This window comes from Polaribacter sp. BM10 (assembly GCF_002005425.1).
In the GTDB taxonomy this organism is placed as follows: Bacteria; Bacteroidota; Bacteroidia; order Flavobacteriales; family Flavobacteriaceae; genus Polaribacter; species Polaribacter marinaquae.
Map to the genome: position 1 here is coordinate 2,776,377 of NZ_CP019704.1, position 19,895 is coordinate 2,796,271.

Here is a 19,895-nt window from a genome sequence, read left to right on the forward strand (position 1 = left end):
AGTAAATTAGAAAAAAAGCATTTAAGAAATACGTAAAAAATGATTACAGGAAAAAATTATATAGGCAATCAATTATCTGCTAAAGGAGATAAAGTATTTACAACATTTAATCCTTTATTAAATAAAAATAATGATTGGAATATTACAGAAGCAACTCCAGAAGAAGTAGCAAAAGCTGCAAGTTTAGCAGCGAGTGCTTTTAAAGAATATTCGAAATTTTCTGGTAAAAAGAAAGCTTCTTTTTTAATAGCCATAGCAGAAGAAATAGAAAATTTAGGCGATAATTTACTAGAAGTTTACTGTGCAGAAAGTGGTTTACCTCAAGGAAGAGCAAATGGAGAAAGAGGAAGAACTTTAGGGCAATTAAGGGCTTTTGCAAATCATTTAGAAGATGGTAGTTGGGTAGAAGCTACTATAGATACAGCCCAACCAGATAGACAGCCAATTCCAAAAGTAGATTTACGTAAAATGAATGTTGCTCTAGGGCCAGTTGTGGTTTTTGGAGCATCTAATTTTCCGTTGGCATTTTCTACAGCTGGTGGCGATGCAGCAGCAGCATTGGCGGCAGGTTGCCCAGTAATTGTAAAATCTCACCCAATGCACGCGGCAACAGGAGAAATGGTAGCCTCTGCAATTGTTAAAGCCGCCGAAAAAACAGGAATGCCAAACGGTGTTTTTTCTAATTTAAATTCAAATGGGAATGATGTTGGGCAGCAATTGGTTTTAAACGAAAATATAAAAGCAGTTGGTTTTACAGGAAGTTTAAAGGGCGGTAGAGCTTTATACAATTTAGCAGCAACTCGTAAAGAACCTATTCCTGTATTTGCAGAAATGGGAAGTGTAAATCCAGTTGTTTTATTGCCAAAGGCATTAGAAAATAGAGCAGAAAGTATTGCAAAAACTTATGCAGGTTCTATTACTTTAGGAGCGGGTCAGTTTTGTACAAATCCAGGTTTAATTATTGGGGTAAAATCAGAAGGTTTAACAAACTTTACAAACAGTTTAGCATCAGATATAAAAGAAGTAACACCTTCTTGTATGTTGCACCCTAATATTGCAAATGCATATTATAAAAATAAAGAAACCGCTTTAAATCAAAACGGAGTTGCTGTGTTGGCAGAAATTTCTGAAAATGTACCTGCTAATTTTGCTACCCAAGCTGTAATTACAGTTAGTGGTGCAGTATTTTTAAAGAATCCAACTTTACATCACGAAGTTTTTGGACCTTTTTCTTTAGTGGTTCAATGTGAGGATAAAGCAGAACTAGAAGAAGTACTAGCTAATTTAGAAGGACAATTAACGGGAACTATAATTTCTGATGATAACGAACTAGAAAACTACAAAACCGTAGTTAATGAACTTCAAAATAAAGTAGGAAGAATTATTTTTAACGGAGTTCCAACAGGGGTAGAGGTTTGTCCATCAATGTTACACGGAGGGCCTTATCCAGCATCAACAGATAGTAGATTTACGGCAGTTGGGGTAGATTCTATTAAAAGATTTGTTCGCCCTTTTAGTTTTCAAGATTGGCCAAATAACTTGCTTCCAGAAGAACTGAAAAATGAAAATCCGTTAGGAATTTTAAGAACCGTTAATGGAGTAAAAACCGATAAAGAGATTTAGAATGAGATTTTTTAAGGCCTTTTTCATATTCCTTTTTGTGGCTTTTTGTAGTTGTAACTCGGCAAATGAAACCTGTAATTCATCAAAAGCAGAATTGGAAGCGCTTATCAAATCTTATGAAGATAGACAACCTTATGATAAAGAGACCTATCCATTAGGGATTTATACCAAAGAATACTATAAATCTGAAGCTGATTATGCTACAAATCAGCTTCAACATTTTAATTGTATTCGAATGGAAGAATTGTCTGAAACCGAACAGATTTCGGCAGCTTTATTGCAATTTGTTTTGCAAGATAAAATTGATTATTACCAATTTGAACGTTACTTAAATCCGTTATTATCAGACTCAGGTTTTCATAGTAGTCTAAATTATCAAATCAAACCACTTAACAACTACGGGCAAGTAAAAGAATATTTAAAGAAGTTAAATAGTTTACCAGATTTTGTAAATCAGCATTTTAAAAATTTAAGAGAAGGTTTAGCAAAAGGAGTTTCGCAACCTAAAGTGATTTTTAAAGGCTATGAATCTACATATAATGATCATATTGTGGACGATTACCAAAAAAGTCCGTTTTACAAACCTTTCAAAAATTTACCTTTAAGTTTACATCAAACGCAAAAGGATTCAGTTTTAAAAGCTGCAAAAATTGTAATAGAAAACACTGTAGTTCCTGAATTTAAAAGAATAAAAACTTTTTTTGAAACGGAGTATTTACCAAAAACAAGAACAAGTTTAGGGGTTTCAGAAACTCCAAACGGTGCTGCGTATTATCAAAATAGAATTAATTTTTATACCACAAGTACACAATATACTGCAGATGACATTCATAACATTGGTATAAGAGAAGTTGCCAGAATTAAAGCAGAAATGCAAAAAATAATCAGTTCTTTAAACTTTACAGGAAGTTTTGCTGATTTTTTAAAATTCTTAAGAACAGACGAGCAATTCTATGCAAAAACACCAAAAGAGTTGCTAATGATTGCAAGAGATATGGCAAAAAGAGCAGACGCACAATTGCCAAAATTCTTTAAAACCTTACCACGAAAACCTTATGGAGTTGCACCTGTGCCAGAAGCAATTGCTCCAAAATATACAGGAGGACGTTACATTGGAACGTCAAAAGAAAGTACAGAGCCAGGGTATTATTGGGTAAATACCTACGATTTGCCAAGTAGAACTTTGTATACACTACCTGCATTGACAGTTCACGAAGCTGTTCCTGGGCATCATTTGCAAGGAAGTTTAAACAACGAATTGGGAGACTCTATTCCACAATTTCGAAAGAATTTATATTTATCTGCTTATGGAGAAGGTTGGGGATTGTATTCCGAATTTTTGGCAGATGAAATGAATATGTACACCACACCTTACGAGCAGTTTGGAAAATATACCTATGAAATGTGGCGTGCTTGCAGATTGGTTGTAGATACTGGAATTCACGCAAAAGGATGGACAAGAGAACAAGTTGTAAATTATATGTCCGAAAATACGGCTTTATCACTTCACGAAATCAACACAGAAACAGACAGATATATTTCTTGGCCAGGACAAGCATTGTCTTATAAAATTGGTGAATTAAAAACTAGAGAATTACGTGTAAAAGCAGAATCTGAATTAAAAGACAAGTTTGATATTAGAGAGTTTCACGAAGTAGTTTTAGCACAAGGAACAGTAACCTTATCAATATTAGAAAAAAGAATTCATAATTATATTAAGAACGTTAAAAATGAGTAAACATACTTTTGTTTGTATAGATGCACATACTTGCGGAAATCCTGTAAGAGTTATCAAAAGTGGAGGTCCAGAATTGGTTGGAAATTCAATGAGCGAAAAACGTTTGCATTTTTTAAAAGAATACGATTGGATAAGAAAAGGTTTAATGTTTGAACCACGTGGGCACGATATGATGAGTGGCTCTATTCTTTATCCACCTCACAACCCAGAAAACGATTTTGCTATTTTATTTATAGAAACTTCAGGGTGTTTGCCTATGTGTGGCCACGGAACTATTGGAACCATTACAATAGCTATAGAAGAAGGTTTGGTACAACCTAAAACTCCTGGAAAAATAAAAATGGAAGCACCTGCAGGTTTGGTTGAAATTGATTATTCAATTAAAAATGATAAAGTAGAATGGGTAAAACTAACCAATGTAAAAAGTTATTTGGCAGCAGAAAATTTAAAAATTAATTCTAATGAACTTGGCGAGCTTACTTTTGATGTAGCTTATGGAGGTAATTTTTATGCCATTGTAGATCCACAGAAAAATTTTGCTGGTGTTCAAGATTTTACAGCTTCTGAGATTATCAAACATTCACAAGTTATAAGAGAATTAATCAATAAAAAATATCCTAATCAATTTGTGCATCCAGATAACGAAAACATAAAAGATGTAACGCATTTGTTATGGACAGGAGATACCATTCATCCAACTTCCAATGGTAGAAATGCCGTTTTTTATGGTGATAAAGCAATTGATAGAAGCCCTTGTGGGACAGGTACATCAGCAAGATTGGCACAATTATATGCCAAAGGAAAATTAAAAATAGGAGAAGAGTTTATACACGAAAGTTTTATTGGAAGCACTTTTATTGGTAAAGTAGAAAAAGAAACTTCTATAGGAAATCAAAAAGCAATTGTACCAAGTATTAAAGGATGGGCAAAAATTTACGGACAAAATACCATTACGATAGATACAGAAGATGATCCTTATGCTTTTGGATTTAGTGTAATTTAATTTTTATAAACTTAAAAAAAGGTCTGTAAAATTAGTTGGGTTAATGAAAGAAGAAATATTAAAAAAGCATTGTTATACAGAATTGGTTTATCAAAGAATCAATAAAAAACTATCCACTAATTTTTGTAAAGCAGAAATTAGAGAATTCATTAAAAAAGTAATTCAAGAAACAGAAGTTGCAAAATTCGAAAAATGTGGAAAGAATTTCTATATTTCAAACAACAAAGACAACATAAAAATAACTGTAAATTCGAATACATTTAGAATTATTACAGTCGATAAACTAGTAAAATAACTAACTTTTTTAAAAGGAGATGGCAAAAAGTGTAATTATTATAGGTGGTGGAATTATAGGTTTGTGTTCTGCATATTATTTGCAAAAAGAAGGACATAAAGTAACTGTAATTGATAAGTCAGACTTATCAAGTGGCGCATCATATGTAAATGCGGGATATATAACACCAAGTCATATTATTTCTTTGGCAGCTCCAGGAATGATAAACAAAGGTATTAAATGGATGTTTAATGCATCCAGTCCATTTTATGTAAAACCACGTTTAGATATCGATTTTTTAAAATGGAGTTGGTTATTTAAAAAATCGGCAACCAAACAAAAAGTAGAAAAATCCATTCCTGTAATTAAAGATATAAATGTATTGAGTAGAGAATTGTATGCAGATTTAAAAACTTCTGGCGATTTTAATTTTCATTATCAACAAAAAGGTTTGATGATGTATTATCAAACAGAAAAAGCGGGAGAAGAAGAATGGGAAGTTGGGCAAAGAGCCATAAAAGAAGGTTTAAAAGTTGAAAACTTATCAAAAGAAGAGGTGCTAAAAATTGAAAAAAATGTTGATGTAAACATTAAGGGTGCTGTTTATTATCATTCGGATGCACACATGACTCCCAATGAATTTATGCCTCAGTTAAAAGCCCATTTAAAAAAAGTGGGAGTTAGTATTTTGGGAAATGAAGAGGTGATAGATATTACAGTTGTAGACGAAAAAATAACAGCTATTAAAACGACTAATCTTCATATAAAATCAGACGAAGTTGTCATAGCAACTGGGTCTTGGTCTCAAAATTTGGCAAAGAAATTAGGAATAAAAATTCCTGTTCAAGGCGGAAAAGGCTATAGCATAAATGTAGAAAGAGAAACACAAATTTCTATTCCAGCAATTTTAATGGAAGCAAAAGTAGCAGTAACACCAATGAATGGCTTTACCCGTTTTGCAGGAACTATGGAAATTGGCGGAATTAATCATAACATCAATCCTGTAAGGGTTCAAGCAATTGCAAAAGCAGCTCAAGATTATTATCCAAATGTAAAAATTAATGAGCAAGAAAAAGCGGATGCAAAATGTGGCTTACGACCACTTTCTCCAGATGGATTACCTTATATTGGTAAATCATCTAAATGTAAAAATGTAACATTTGCAACAGGTCATGCAATGATGGGTTGGAGTTTAGGACCGGCAACTGGGAAGCTAGTTTCTGAAATTATTACTGGTAAAAAAAGATCTATCGATACCAGTCCTTTTCATGTAGATAGAAAATTTTAAGCTTTACAGTAAACAACATAAGTTATAAAAACCATATTTAACTTAAGTTTATTTACGTTGGCTTTGCTTGTAGTTTCTGGGAGATTTTCCCATAAAATTTTTAAAAGTTCTTGAGAAATATAATGGGTCGTCAAAACCAATTTTATAGCTAATTTGTTTGATGCTTAAATCTGTATAGCTAAGATATTCACAAGCTTTTTGAACTTTTTTTAATTTAAAAAATACAAGTATAGGGTAGCCAGTTTCTAATTTGAATTTAGTGTGTAGATAAGATTTTGAGTAATTAAATTTAGATGCGATTTTATCAAGCGTCAAATTCTTGTCTATATTGTTCATTAAAAATTCTTTGACAGAGTCTATTAGATTGTCTTTTGGGTGTGTGGTGCTAATCGAGTTAAGTTTGTGGTAAACAAATGAACTGATAAAATTCAAGCCCAATAGATTTGCATATTCAATACTGTCTAATAAATAATTATTGTTTAATAAATCGAAAATTTTATTAAATTGGTCAATAGTGTTTTTTGAGAAGGGGATGTTTTTATCGTTATTGTTTTTTGAATATCGATTATATATTTTTTCGCCAATAGAACCCTTGAAATGGATCCAATAAATACTCCACGGATCATTGTCATCAGCCCTGTATTCGTGCCGAGTATTTCTTGGTATTATACAAAAATGATTTGGAGAGATTAAAGTTCTTTGATTTTCAATAGTAACTACTCCCTTTCCTTTTGTACAATATATGAAAATATATTCTTTAGCTCCTTTTTTTCTTAATCTATAATGATGGCTTGCAACTGGATAATAACCTAAGTCACTAATGTAAAATTGCTTAGAAATAGGGTTGGTTTTTATTTGTTCTATAATTGCTTTGGGAAATGCAATCATTTTTTGCCCAAGAAAACCTTCTTTTAAAGTGTTTTTATCCATATTCCTGTTATTTTATTTTTATGTCAGAATTTAATGGTTAATTTTTTTTTGTTGAATGAATAGTTTTTTATAGGTGTAAATATAAAAAATATAATTTTTAGCTAAATTTTTTGTGGTAAATAAAAATATTTTAAAATCCATGTGTCGTAAAAAAAATACTTCTTTTTGTTTCTAGTTATAAAAAAAAGTGAATATGTATTGTTTTTTTGAAAAGTTGTTATTTATTTCTTACCAAAAATTTATTTTTTATGTTTTACATAAAGTTTAATTGTAAATAATGTAAAAAAAAGTAAATAAAACATTATTGTCCATATATATGATTTTTTTGTCTATTCTGTCAGAAATTCTATAAGGTATATTTGTTAAAAATTAACATATTGTTGATATATATTTAAAATAAAATCAAAAAAAAGAGATATTGTTAATTTTTTTAGATAAAATCAAGATAACGGTTTTTACATTAAAAAATAGAAACGTCTATGTTTGATTAAGTAAAATAGAATAAAGCAAAACTAAATTAAACTAAAATGAAAACAATTAAAGTAAAATTGGTAACAGTAATTTGTCTGCTTGCAATTATTGTAGCTTGTGATGATTCTGTAGAAGTAGATTCGACACCAGAATTTATTTCATTCGTAAAAGAAATTTCGTCTTTACCCGGGCAAACACTTGTCTTTCAGGGGGTGGTTTCAGATCCTGCAGGAATAAGTTCAATTAATATTAAATACGAACCTTGGTTTTTAGATAAAACTATTGTTAGAGATTCTTTAACTGATATTTACGAGTTGTCCTATCGTTTTAAAGTTCCAGATGGAGAAGAAATGAACAGTGTTCATAATATTCCAATTACAGTATCTAATATAGGAGGTAAAATTTCAACAGATAATGTTGTTGTAACCTTAGATTTAGATGTGTCAAATCCAGTAATACAAATTGACAGTCCTGCTAATAATGCAACTGTTTTAATTGGGGCAGGAAACGAGATTGAACTAGATATTACTGTAACTGATGAAAACCTTGCAGAATTTAAAATAGAAAGTAGTGTGTTAAATGAAACGGTAGCTATATCTGGTCAGTCATATAATTACAAGAAATCTCTTGATATTTCAGATTTGGGGAGCTACGAATTTACAATTACAACAACAGACGTTGCGGGTAATTTAGATTCGGCTACTGTATCAGTAAACGTTCTTGATGAATTACTTTTTGATGTTATGTATGTTACTGATGTTACTAGTGATGCTGATTTGAATCAAGATTTGTTTGGTGTTCCATTCAATACAGAAGCTAGCACAGCTACCACAGAAGATGGTTATGTTTTTACGGCAAAGTATTATTCTGCTCAAGAAAACTCAGAGATTAGATTTATACCTCAACAAGCCTCTTTTGCTCCTTATACTTTTGGTGCAGATTCAAGTACAAATGGAAGATTAGTGCTTGGAAGTGATGCAACAGTTAGTCCAATTGTTGTTCCTGGTGTTGGTTACTATGAGGTTAAAATGGATCTAAGAGATCAAAGTTATTCAGTAGAGCCTTATACACCAACAGATACAGCTTTCGATCAAGTGTATGTTTTGGGAAGAGGGGTGTATGTAGACGCAACTACTTCTACTTGTACAAATAACGCAGATGGTTCTACGCAATGTTGGCATTTTAAATCAGGTAAGCCGTTTGTTCAAGCTGCTGATAATCCACACTTATGGACATTAGATGTTACAATAAAGGATCAACCAGATGATAATGGTGCAAATGGATTTATATTAAATGCTAACCCAGCTGGGTGGAGTCCTTTTTGGAGGGTAGATGGTAGTGATCCATCCATAACTATTCCTAATGGTGGATCTAACTATGTCTTTGATGATAGTGCGCTCAATAAAGATTACACATTTATTTTTGATACACATTTAAACAGACTTGTAGTTAAAACAAGATAACGAGTATTTAGAATAGATTAACAACAATTAAACATACATTAAATGAAACAAGTACTATTAATTTTAATATTTTTTTTAGGTATTGTCTTTTCGGCAACGTCTCAAAACACTGTTGTTGGAACAATAACAGATGAATTAGGAGGCCCAATACCGGGGGTAAGTGTACAAGAAAAAAACACAACTAACGGAGTTGTATCTGATTTCGATGGTAAATACAAGATAAAAGTTGGTGAAAATGCCGTTTTAATATTTAGCTACTTAGGATTCAAAACACAAGAAATTTCAGTAAATTCTAGAAGCACAATCTCTGTAGGTTTAACTACAGAAAATCAACAATTAGATGAAATAGTTGTAATTGGTTATGGATCTGTAAAAAAAGATAAAATTGCCACTTCTATAGCTACTGTTGAAGGAGAGGAAATTTCAAAACAAGTGGCCAGTAATCCAGCAGAGGCTTTACAAGGAAAAGCAGCAGGGGTTCAGGTTTTATCTTCAGGAGGTTCGCCAGGTGCATCTCCTAGAATAGTAATTCGAGGTATTACTACAGCTAATGGAAGTACAAGTCCTCTTATAGTTATAGATGGTATTTTACAGCCAAATGGTACATCTTTAAACTCTGTAAATGCCCAAGATATAGATAGTTTTCAAATTTTAAAAGATGCAGCAGCTTCTGCAATCTATGGTTCAAGAGCATCTAATGGTGTTGTTCTTATTACAACAAAAAGAGGTAAATCTGGTAAGTCAGTAGTTAGTTTAGGTGTAAATTACGGTGTTCAATACTGGCAAAAAATAGAAAGTGCAGATGCGCAAGAGTATATAAGAATAATGAATACTAGAAGAACTAATGATGGTAATTCGCCACTTTTTAATCCTGATGACTATCCAGGTGAAGGTACTGATTGGTGGAATGAAGTAGTTCAAAATTTTGCACCAGTTTTAAATGCTAATGTAAGAGTATCTGGCGGGTCAGAAGCTTTAAAATATTCTGGAAGTGTAAGTGTTTTTGATCAACAAGCAAACTACTCTAAAGGGTTTTACCAAAGAATTACAGGTAGATTTAATGTAGATTATAAAATTTCAGATAAAATTACTCTTAAGCAGGATCTTAGTCCAAGGATTGAAAAATGGGAAAATACACCTAATTTGTTATTTAATTCAATGCGAATTGATCCTCTGACACCAGTATATATACCACAAAGTCAGCGAGAAGGTAGAAACGAATATAGTATTTTTGGCCTGTCTCAAAATTTAGTACCAAATCCTGTAGCTCAATTGGCTAGGCAATTCAATGAAAATGATTTTTTTGGATTTTTCTCAAATACGCAATTAGATTACAAAATTTCACCAAGTTTAACATTTAGGTCTCAATTAGGTTTAAATATTTCTAGACAAACTTCTCAAAATTTTAATCCCGAGTATTTTATTGGTCCAAACCGACAGTTAGAAATTAATAACTTAACCAAAACAGTTACCAATAATTTTGACTATGTACTAAATAATACAATAACTTTTGATAAAACTTTCAACGATAAACATTACTTGAATGTTACTGGAGGTATTGTGTTTGATTCAGAAAATTGGGATTATTTAAGAGGGTATAGTGATGGTATCCCTAGTAACACAAATATGAATTTATGGCAATTAGATGCAGCAGAGGGAGAAACTATTAGAGCAAATGCGAACAAAGCGACAGATAATATTTTGTCTGGTGTTTTTAGAACTATCTACAGCTACGATAATAAATACTTTTTTAATGGGTCTGTTAGGGTAGATCAATCTTCAAGATTCCCGAAAGACGGTAGAACAGGTGTGTTTTCAAGCGTGTCTTTTGCTTGGGATGTAGATTCAGAAGATTTCTTTAAAAGTGAGGTTATTAATAATCTAAGAGTTAAAGTTGGTGCTGGTGAAGTTGGTAATCAAAATATAAGTCGTAATGGTCAATTCTTTTCTATAGGTTCTGGTGATTTTGTATTTGGAGGTGATCGTGTTGTAGCTAACTTTTTGTCTCAATTTGGTAACCCTAACTTAAGATGGGAAACTGTTAGAGATAAGAATTTTGGGGTGTCAATAGGGTTGTTTAATAATGAAATTACTTTTGAGGCAGAGTATTATGAGAAAACTTCAGAAGATCTATTATTTAGTGTAGAAACACCAAATTATACGGGTATACCTGGTACAGTAGCGCAAAATGTAGGTAGCTTCCAATCGAAAGGGTTTGATTTTACTTTAGGATATAATAAAAAATGGAATGATTTTACTTTTGGAGCAAATTTAACGCTTTCTACCAATGAAAGTAAAGCAATTGAACTAGCTCCTGGAAACGAAGTAATTCTTGGTCAAAGAAGAGCTCGATTAGGAAATAGGTTTGTAAAAATAACCGAATTAGGAGAAACTGTAGGTTTGTTTCAAGGTTATCAAACAGCAGGGATATTTCAAAATCAAACCGAGTTGAATTCTCATACTTCAGAAGATGGTACTATAATTCAGCCTAATGCCCAAATAGGTGATTTACGATTCGTAGATCAAAATGGAGATGGGGTTTTAAATGATGAAGATTTGACAACGATTGGAAATCCATTTCCTGATTTTTACGGAGGTTTGAACATTAATATGAGTTACAAGAAATTTGATTTTTCTATGCAGTGGTATGCTACTGTTGGAAACGATGTGTTTAATATTAATACAGAGTATATACTTGCAGGTACACAAAACTTAAATGTAATAGCGGGTCTAGAAAATCAGGTGTGGTCTCCAACAAATACAGGTGCGCAATATCCAAGATTAACAGAACTAGACAGAAATGGGAATTATCAAAATCCGTCAGATTTATTTATAGAAGATGGTTCTTATTTAAGGTTGCGTAACATTCAGTTGGGTTATAATTTTAAATTAAAAGGGATTAGTAAAATGCGCCTTTACCTAGCGGGCCAAAATTTACTAACGTTAACAAAATACTCTGGCTTTGATCCTGAGGTAAGCAGTGGTGGTATTATTAACGGTCTAGGAGTTGATGCTTCAAGTAATCCTGTAGCAAAAACATTTTTATTAGGATTAAATTTAACATTATAAAATTATGAAAAAACTTATTTTATTTTTAGCATTTTGCACGGCTTTTTTAAGTGTAAGTTGTGATACTGATAAATTATTAGATCAGCCTTTACAAGGTAGACAACAATTAGATGATTTTTTCTCAACACCAGAAAATGCAGAGTCATTTGTAAATAGTATTTACCAAATGGTTAATGGTACAAATTGGAATCAAGTAAATTTTCAGCGTCAAATCAACGAAATGGCATCTGATGATAATTGGGCAGGTAATACAAGGCAACCTAGACCAGATATTACTGGTATAGCACAATATAATGTGTTTCCAGGTTCTACTTACTTTAACTTATTTTGGGAAAATCATTACATAGGTATAACAAGGGCTAATATAGCTCTAGATAGAGTTCCCGAGGTAGAAATTGATGATGAAACAAAAGCTAGATTAATTGCAGAAGCAAAGTTTTTAAGAGCATTCTTCTATTTTGATTTAGTTAGAAACTTTGGTGGCGTGCCTATTGTAACTACGTACAATGAGATTTTAGAACCAACAATTAATGATAAAGTTAGGTCTTCTTTAGCTGAGGTTTATGCTTTTATTGAGTCCGATTTAAAAGAGGCTATGAATTCATTGCCATTAAGAAGTCAACAATCTGCCGAAGATTCTGGTAGAGTAACAAAGGGCGCTGTACAATCTCTTTTAGCAAAAGTGTATCTTTTTGAAGAAAAATGGGCAGATGCTCAAGCAATGGCAAAAACGGTTATGGATTCTGGAGAGTATGCTCTAGAGGCAGATTTTGCTGATATTTATAAAGTTGGAAATTTAAATAGCGTTGAAACCATTTTCGAAATTCAATACATCAATAACCCTACATTTAACGGTGTTGGAGGTCAGTTTTCAATTACTAATGGAAGCCGTGGAGATCGTGGTTGGGGATGGACATCACCTTCAAGTGATTTGGAAAATGCTTTTTTAAGTGAAGGTGATAGTATTAGGTTAAGATCTACGATTATAAAACACGGGGAGCCTGTTTTTGGTGATCCTGCAGTAACTTCATTTGATGGGAAGCCAAGTGAAAATAAATCTGGTCGTACCAATAGAAAGTATTACATCCCTGTAGATGAAAGACCAGATCCATATCAAAGAGGGCAGTTGCCATTACATTATATTCATTTAAGATTAGCAGATGTTATTTTGATACACGCAGAAGCTGCTTATTTTAATGGAGATGAAGCAGCAGCTAAAAGCTCTTTGAAATTGGTTAGAGATCGAGTTCAATTACCTTCTAAAAATAATTTATCTGGAGACGCTTTAAGAGATGCTATATGGAAAGAAAGAAGATTGGAGTTGGCTTTAGAGCAGCATAGGCTTTATGATCTTAGAAGACAAAAAATAAACGGAGTTCCTAGAATTGCTCTAATACTAGGTCCAAATGGTTCTTTTGTAAAGTACAATACAGAGGTAAGTACAGATCCTTTTGAGACAACTAATTTATTGGAACCTCAAAATAGTGGAGCATTATTTGATCCTAATATTCACTTATTATGGCCAATACCACCTGAAGAGATTCAATTGTCTAGAGGTAATATCGTGCAGAATCCTGGATATTAATTCGGTTTTAATATATATAATATGTTGAATAAGTATTTTAATTATTTTTTTGGAGTAGTTTTTAGTTTGGTTTTTCTTGGCTGTAGTCAAGATATGGCTACAGATTCAAATGACCCTAAATTTGATGTTCCAGAAGAAGGTATAATACTTAATATCAATAATACATTTCAAGTTATAGATCATTTTGGTGCTTCAGGTGGTTTTCAAGATCAATGGGTCGGAAAATGGCCTGATGCATCCAAAAATAAAGTGGCTGAATTGCTTTTTAGTTCAGATACTGATGTGCAAGGTAATCCTAAAGGAATTGGTTTGTCTTTATGGAGAACAATTATAGGTGATGGAGCGGCTGATCAAGTTAATAGTGGTTTTTCTGCATCCAATTGGTTTAGAGAAACAGAGTGTTATTTAGATGCTTCTGGAAATTACAATTGGGCGAAACAGCAGGGAGAACAGTGGTTTATGAACAAAGCAAGAGAATTTGGTGTATCTAAATTTACCACATGGGCAACAGCACCTCCTTATTTTATGTCTAAAAATGGTTATGTTTTTAGTACTTCAGACGTTAGTAATTTTAATTGTAAGCCAGAAAATTATACTAAATATGCAGATTTTTTAGCAACTGTAGTTAGATATTACGAGGATCAAGGGTTTAATATTACAACAGTTTGCCCATTTAATGAAACGCAATATCAATGGAATGCAACTGTAGGTTCTGCACAACAATCAGGTACAAGGGCAACAAATGCAGAAATTGCCCAAGTAACTAGAATTATAGATAACGCTTTTACTCTAAAAGGTGTAAAAGCCAAAATTATGCTTCCAGAAGCAGCACAACTAAAATATTTGTTTGAAGGTAGTAACAATACTACCAACCAGGTTAATGATTTTTTTAATGAGTCCAGTCCAAATTATATTGGAAATTTAAAAAACTTATCTAAATATATAGCAGGCCACAGTTATTTTAGTAATGGTACTACTCAAGAGTCTTTAAGGCAAAGAAAAACGTTAAGAACAACTTTAGCAAATTATAACTTAGATTATTGGCAAACAGAATATAGTCTTTTAGGTACAGGTTATCAACAAGGTTTAGATGTTTCAGCTTTTACAGAAATTGATTATGCTTTATGGATGGCTAGAATAATTCATACAGATTTAGCTTTTGGAAATGCAACAGGTTGGAGTTTTTGGACGGCTTTAAATCAATCCACCTTCGGGGATCACCCTTTTCGCTTTAATTTAATTCTATATCAACCAAATTCAAACAGTCCTACACATACCGATGGTACTTTTACTCCTAACAAACTTCTCTGGGCGTTAGGTAATTATAGTAGGTTTGTTAGACCGGGAATGGAGAGGTTTGAAGTTGTTGATGCAGATTATAATGATGAAACATCAGTTGAAAACTTTATGATTTCAGGTTATAAAAATCAAAACACAAATGAAATTGTGTTGGTATGTGTTAATAATACCGATACAAACAGAGATTTAAAATTAGAAAATTATAGTACAGATTTTGAAATCAAGGGAGATGCTTTTGAGGTATATACAACTTCAAATACAAGTAATTTAAGAAGATCTGAAGTCTCTGTAGATAATATAAGCATACCAAAGAAAACTATAGTAACATTAAAAGCTGTCTTAAAATAAGTCTAGCTAAAAAATCTTTAATTATAATAAAATTAGTACAACATGAAAAAGTACATCGAATTGAAATCTTTTTTTTTAGTTATAATATTTGGTCTTTTTGTTTTCGCTTGTTCAAGTGAGGGAGGTACAGATCCTAACGATCCTATTTTTGATGATATTGGTGATGGAGGTGATGTTACAGGTGATATAGCATTTGATATAACCCTTAAAGTTGATGCAACTGATGGTGTAAATATAAATCCAGATATTTTTGGAGTAAATAATGATTGGAGAAGAGTGCCAAATACGGGTTTTTCTACTTTTACAAATACGCTTGAAAATATGGGGTTAAACTCTAAAGTATTTAGATATCCTGGTGGCTGGGAGTCAGAATTTTATGCTTGGACAAGTAATGCAACTCCTAATTGGAAAGATGCTCCTGCAGAGCCAGGGGCATCTGTATCTGCATTAAAAGAGAACTTCAATAATTATAGTATAGTAATACCTACTGTAGATGCCATGAATACAAACCCTGGTTCTTCTCAATGGAACAATGCAATACAAAAGTTAGAGCAAGTTGCAGAAAATGCCATTGTAGCATCAGGTATTGATAATGGTATTGTAGAGATTGGTAATGAGTGGTGGTTGCAATGGGCAGGAGGTGTTTCTAGAGTTCAAAAGTTAGATAAATATGTAAAAGTTGCTATGGAAATTGCAGAGCATCTAGATCAAAAATTTCCAAACCATTCTTTTAAACTTTTAGTAAATGGTGATTATACTTTTCCTGATGAGTTTACAACGATGAAGCAGAAATTTACAAAGGCTTACGATGTGATTGATGGAGTGGCATTACATACATATACTGGATATACAACAAATACACACAATATAAAAGGCTTAGAAAAAAGAATTATAGACTGTGCTAATAACTTTAACCCAAACAAAAATTTCAAGTATTTATCAGAGTGGATGCCTTCTAGAGATTATAATGAAAGAGCGCTTTATATGGAGGCGGCTAATATAATTCCAGATATAATACATATTTACGCAAGAGCTGGTGCGGAAGCAGCAGCTTATTGGCCACCAGTAAATACTCCTGTTCCAGGTTTAGGTTTAACCAATTGGAATTTTTCTAAAATTTTTCCAGCAGGTCAGATTTTAGGAGAAATGGCAAGTGAATATAAAGGAAAGGCGTTAAAAACAACATCCAGTACATTTCATATTGCGGCTGCTTTACAAGATGCAAACACTATGGTTTTATATGTAACAGGAGCTAAAGAAAGTGGTAAAAAAGTTGGAGTCAAAGTAGATGGGTTTACTGTAACTTCTATAGAAAGTGTTCATCGTTTTGTGCCTTTTGATTATAATGATACAGCCAAAGCAGAACCATACATAACAGAAGTGGCTTCTGCAAAATTATCTTCAAATAATGAAGTAGTTTTTGATGTCAATAAAGAAGGTTTACATCAAATTTATAAGATTATTTTAAAAGGTAATTAATTTCTAATTTAAGTATTTTTGTCCATATTTATACTTTTGTTGTCTATTTTTATTAATTGTTGTTTTATTAATTTTGTTAATGAAATAAAGTGTTAGGTTAGGTTTTGGGTAATTTTTTACAATAAATGAATAAGAGTAGTATTTTATATGTTTTTATAATTTTTATATTTCTGATAAGTTGTGAATCTAAAGTTCATCAAGAAGTTTTAGAAGTAAATATTAATACAAAAAAAATATTTCAAACAATAGAAGGATTTGGTGCATCTGATGCCTGGAGATGTCAGTTTGTTGGTAAAAATTGGCCTGAACAAAAAAGAAAAAAAATAGCCAAGTTACTTTTTAGTCAAGAGCTTGACAAACAAGGAAATCCAGAAGGGATTGGACTTTCAATTTGGAGATTTTATATAGGTGCCGGAACAACCGAACAAAAAGATAGTTCTCTAATAGAAAATGAATGGAGAAGAAATGAATCTTTTATAGATGCAAAAGGAAATTACGATTGGTCAAAACAAAAAGGGCAACAATGGTTTTTAAATTCGGCTAAAAAATATGGAGTAGATCAATTTTTAGCATTTTCTATTTCAGCTCCTATTCAATGGACAAAAAATGGTAAAGGTTTTAATGGTGATAATAAAGATGGAGAGATAAATTTAAAACCAGAGCATTTTGATGATTATGCTCAGTTTATGGTTGAGTTTCTAAAACACTTTAAATCTAAAGGAATTGCTTTTGATTATTTAAGTCCAATAAATGAACCACAATGGGATTGGGAAAAAAGGTCGCAAGAAGGAACTCCAGCAACCAATGTTAATATTTTAAAAATATCAAAATTATTAAATCAAAAAATAGAAGAAAATAAGCTGTCAACAAAGATTGTATTAGGAGAGGCTGCAGATTTACGTTGGTTGTATTCCGATTTTGGAAAACCAGAAAGAGGAAGTCAAATAGAATATTTTTTTAATCCTAATAATCAATTAAAAAATGTAAAACAAACCATTTCAGGACACAGTTATTTTACAACCTGGCCAGTAGATAGTTTAATATCGATCAGAAAAAAATTAAATAGTAAACTAAAAGATTACAACGTAAATTATTGGCAAAGTGAGTTTTGTATCCTTGAAAAAACAGACGACATTGGAGGAGGATGGAAAAGAGATTTAGGTATAAATACTGCACTGTATGTAGCACGTGTAATTCATGCAGATTTAACTATTGCAAATGCAAGTTCTTGGCAATGGTGGACCGCCTTAACAAATGCCAATTTTAAAGATGGCTTAATTTATTTAGATACAGGAGATCAAAAAGATTTGTACAATTTGAATAAAATGAAATCGGATGGAGATTTCCATGATTCTAAATTATTATGGGCTTTTGGTAATTTTTCGAGATTTATTAGGCCTAACATGCAACGTGTAAAGATTCAGTTAAATGAAAAGAAGACATTAAAAGAACAATATAAAGATTTAATGTTGTCTGCATATGTAGATCATGAAACCTCAAAACTTGTAATCGTTGCCATAAATTATGGTGATACAGATAAAACTATTGATTTTTCAGGCTATAACATTCAAGCTAAATACGAAACATCAAAAGATAAAAATCTAGAGTATCAAAAAGTAACAAAACAAATAATAACAGTAAGTAGACGTTCAGTAAATACATTAATAGGTAGTACATCCAAATAAAAATACATCAGTAAATGAAATTTAAAAATAATTTTTTAGAATCAGTTTTAAGCCTTTGTTTAGTTGCCATTTTATTAAATAGCTGTAAGGGTAAAGAGGAAAAAAGTAATAATAGTGCACAAAAAAAACCGAATATCGTTTTTATTTTGGCAGACGATCTTGGTGCTCATGATTTAAGTTATTCAGGTAGTAAATATTATGAAACTCCAAATATTGATGCTATTGCCAAAGAAGGAGTACAATTTACGCAAGGATATGCTGCAGCTCAAGTATGTAGCCCTTCTAGAGCAAGTTTAATGACAGGGCAGTACACTACTCGTCATGGAGTAACAGATTGGATAGGTGCTGCAACTGGAAAAAAATGGGGAGACTATTACAACACTAAAGTGATGCCACCAGAGTATGCTCATGCTTTACCAGAAGAGAATATTACAATTGCAGAAGCTTTAAAACAAAACGGATACAAAACCTTTTTTGCAGGAAAATGGCATATAGGTGATGAACCTTATTCTCCAGAAAATAATGGATTTGATATTAATATTGGTGGTTGGGAAGTTGGTGGTCCTAAGGGTGGATATTATGCTCCTTGGAGAAATCCTAAATTAGATTACAAATACGAAGGTGAAAATCTAACAAAACGTTTAGCGTTAGAAACTGCAGATTTTATTTCAACAAATAAAGACGAACCATTTTTTGCTTTCTTGTCCTTTTATGCTGTTCATGGTCCTATTCAAACTACACAAGAAAAATGGAGTAAATATAGAAACAAAGCAGAAGCACAGGGTATACCAGAATCTGGTTTTGAAATGGAGGCAAGATTACCTATCAGAAATGTACAAGATAATCCTATTTATGCAGGTTTAGTAGAATCTATGGATGATGCTGTTGGTGTTGTTTTAAAAAGATTAAAAGAATTAGGAATTGATGATAATACAATAATAGTCTTTACTTCTGATAATGGAGGAGTTGCTAGTGGAGATGCATTTTCTACGACTAATTTTCCATTACGAGGAGGTAAAGGATACCAATGGGAAGGTGGTATTAGAGAGCCTTATTTGATTAAAGCACCGATGTTAAAAAACACTCCAAAATCTATTGATTATCCTGTTTCTGGAATCGATTTTTATCCAACACTTTTAGACTTAGTTGGAGCAGAAAAAGACCCTAACCAAATAATTGATGGAGTAAGTTTAGTACCTCTTTTACAAGGGAAGCCTTTAAATACTAGACCATTATTTTGGCATTATCCTCACTATGGTAATCAAGGAGGTGATCCTGTAAGTATCATCAGAAAAGAAGCGTATAAATTGATTCATTATTGGGAAGATGGGCATGATGAGTTGTATAATTTATCAAATGATCTAGGAGAGAAAAATGATATTTCTAAAAAAGAAGAAGCGATTGCTAAAAGTTTAAGGGCAGAGTTAGATGCATATTTAAAAAATATGAATGCTAAAATACCTGAAGTTTATGCCGATTATGATGCAGCTAAAGCAGCTAAAAAACAAGAGGAAAGAAGAACGAAAATGTTACAACGTCTTGAAAAGCAACGTAAGAACTTTTTGAGTAAAGATTTTGATCCTAAGAATAACTGGTACGACAGTAGCTTGAATACAAAAGATTAATAAATAAATACCAGA

General features: G+C 32.1%; 13 protein-coding genes. 12 read left to right on the forward strand and 1 reads right to left on the reverse strand.

Annotation, left to right across the window (positions count from 1 at the left end):
- Positions 1–39 precede the first annotated feature (39 nt).
- Genes BXQ17_RS12305 through BXQ17_RS12325 form a run of 5 tightly spaced genes read left to right on the forward strand, consistent with a single transcriptional unit; the run spans position 40 to position 5,926 of the window.
- Positions 40–1,623: an aldehyde dehydrogenase (NADP(+)) gene (locus BXQ17_RS12305; protein WP_077810925.1), complete on the forward strand. Its 1,584-nt coding sequence runs from the start codon at positions 40–42 to the stop codon at positions 1,621–1,623.
- Between the two features lies 1 nt (position 1,624).
- Positions 1,625–3,361: a DUF885 family protein gene (locus BXQ17_RS12310; RefSeq protein ID WP_077810926.1), complete on the forward strand. Its 1,737-nt coding sequence runs from the start codon at positions 1,625–1,627 to the stop codon at positions 3,359–3,361.
- Complete coding sequence (locus BXQ17_RS12315) at positions 3,354–4,364, forward strand: 4-hydroxyproline epimerase (protein ID WP_077810927.1); 1,011 nt, start codon at positions 3,354–3,356, stop codon at positions 4,362–4,364. Before BXQ17_RS12310 ends, BXQ17_RS12315 begins: the two co-directional genes overlap by 8 nt.
- A gap of 43 nt (positions 4,365–4,407) precedes the next feature.
- Positions 4,408–4,659, forward strand: coding sequence for a DUF3781 domain-containing protein (locus BXQ17_RS12320; protein ID WP_077810928.1), 252 nt, complete (start codon positions 4,408–4,410; stop codon positions 4,657–4,659).
- Positions 4,660–4,678: 19 nt separating this feature from the next.
- The gene (locus BXQ17_RS12325) at positions 4,679–5,926 is read left to right on the forward strand and encodes an FAD-binding oxidoreductase (RefSeq protein ID WP_077810929.1); all 1,248 of its coding nucleotides are present in this window, start codon (positions 4,679–4,681) and stop codon (positions 5,924–5,926) included.
- 48 nt (positions 5,927–5,974) lie between these two features.
- Here the strand turns inward: BXQ17_RS12325 and BXQ17_RS12330 are convergent, their stop codons facing one another.
- Positions 5,975–6,856 (reverse strand): AraC family transcriptional regulator, encoded by an 882-nt coding sequence (locus tag BXQ17_RS12330; protein WP_077810930.1) that lies wholly within the window; start codon positions 6,854–6,856, stop codon positions 5,975–5,977.
- A 527-nt stretch (positions 6,857–7,383) separates the two neighbouring features.
- Here BXQ17_RS12330 and BXQ17_RS12335 point away from each other — a divergent pair.
- The 7 genes from BXQ17_RS12335 to BXQ17_RS12365 all read left to right on the forward strand — a co-directional run bounded on the left by BXQ17_RS12335 (position 7,384) and on the right by BXQ17_RS12365 (position 19,880).
- Positions 7,384–8,790, forward strand: a complete 1,407-nt coding sequence (locus BXQ17_RS12335) for a hypothetical protein (RefSeq protein WP_077810931.1) — start codon at positions 7,384–7,386, stop codon at positions 8,788–8,790.
- Positions 8,791–8,832: 42 nt separating this feature from the next.
- Positions 8,833–11,859, forward strand: coding sequence for a TonB-dependent receptor (locus BXQ17_RS12340; RefSeq protein WP_077810932.1), 3,027 nt, complete (start codon positions 8,833–8,835; stop codon positions 11,857–11,859).
- Positions 11,860–11,863: 4 nt separating this feature from the next.
- Positions 11,864–13,444 (forward strand): RagB/SusD family nutrient uptake outer membrane protein, encoded by a 1,581-nt coding sequence (locus BXQ17_RS12345; RefSeq protein ID WP_077810933.1) that lies wholly within the window; start codon positions 11,864–11,866, stop codon positions 13,442–13,444.
- Between the two features lie 93 nt (positions 13,445–13,537).
- Positions 13,538–15,091 carry a glycoside hydrolase gene (locus BXQ17_RS12350; RefSeq protein WP_187661404.1) on the forward strand — a complete coding sequence of 518 codons (1,554 nt, stop codon included), beginning with the start codon at positions 13,538–13,540 and terminating at the stop codon, positions 15,089–15,091.
- A 42-nt stretch (positions 15,092–15,133) separates the two neighbouring features.
- Positions 15,134–16,570: a hypothetical protein gene (locus tag BXQ17_RS12355; RefSeq protein ID WP_077810935.1), complete on the forward strand. Its 1,437-nt coding sequence runs from the start codon at positions 15,134–15,136 to the stop codon at positions 16,568–16,570.
- 125 nt (positions 16,571–16,695) lie between these two features.
- A complete protein-coding gene (locus BXQ17_RS12360; RefSeq protein WP_077810936.1) occupies positions 16,696–18,255 on the forward strand; it encodes a glycoside hydrolase in 1,560 nt (519 codons plus the stop codon).
- Positions 18,256–18,269: 14 nt separating this feature from the next.
- On the forward strand, positions 18,270–19,880 hold the full coding sequence (locus tag BXQ17_RS12365) for a sulfatase (RefSeq protein WP_077810937.1): 1,611 nt from the start codon (positions 18,270–18,272) through the stop codon (positions 19,878–19,880).
- Positions 19,881–19,895 lie beyond the last annotated feature (15 nt).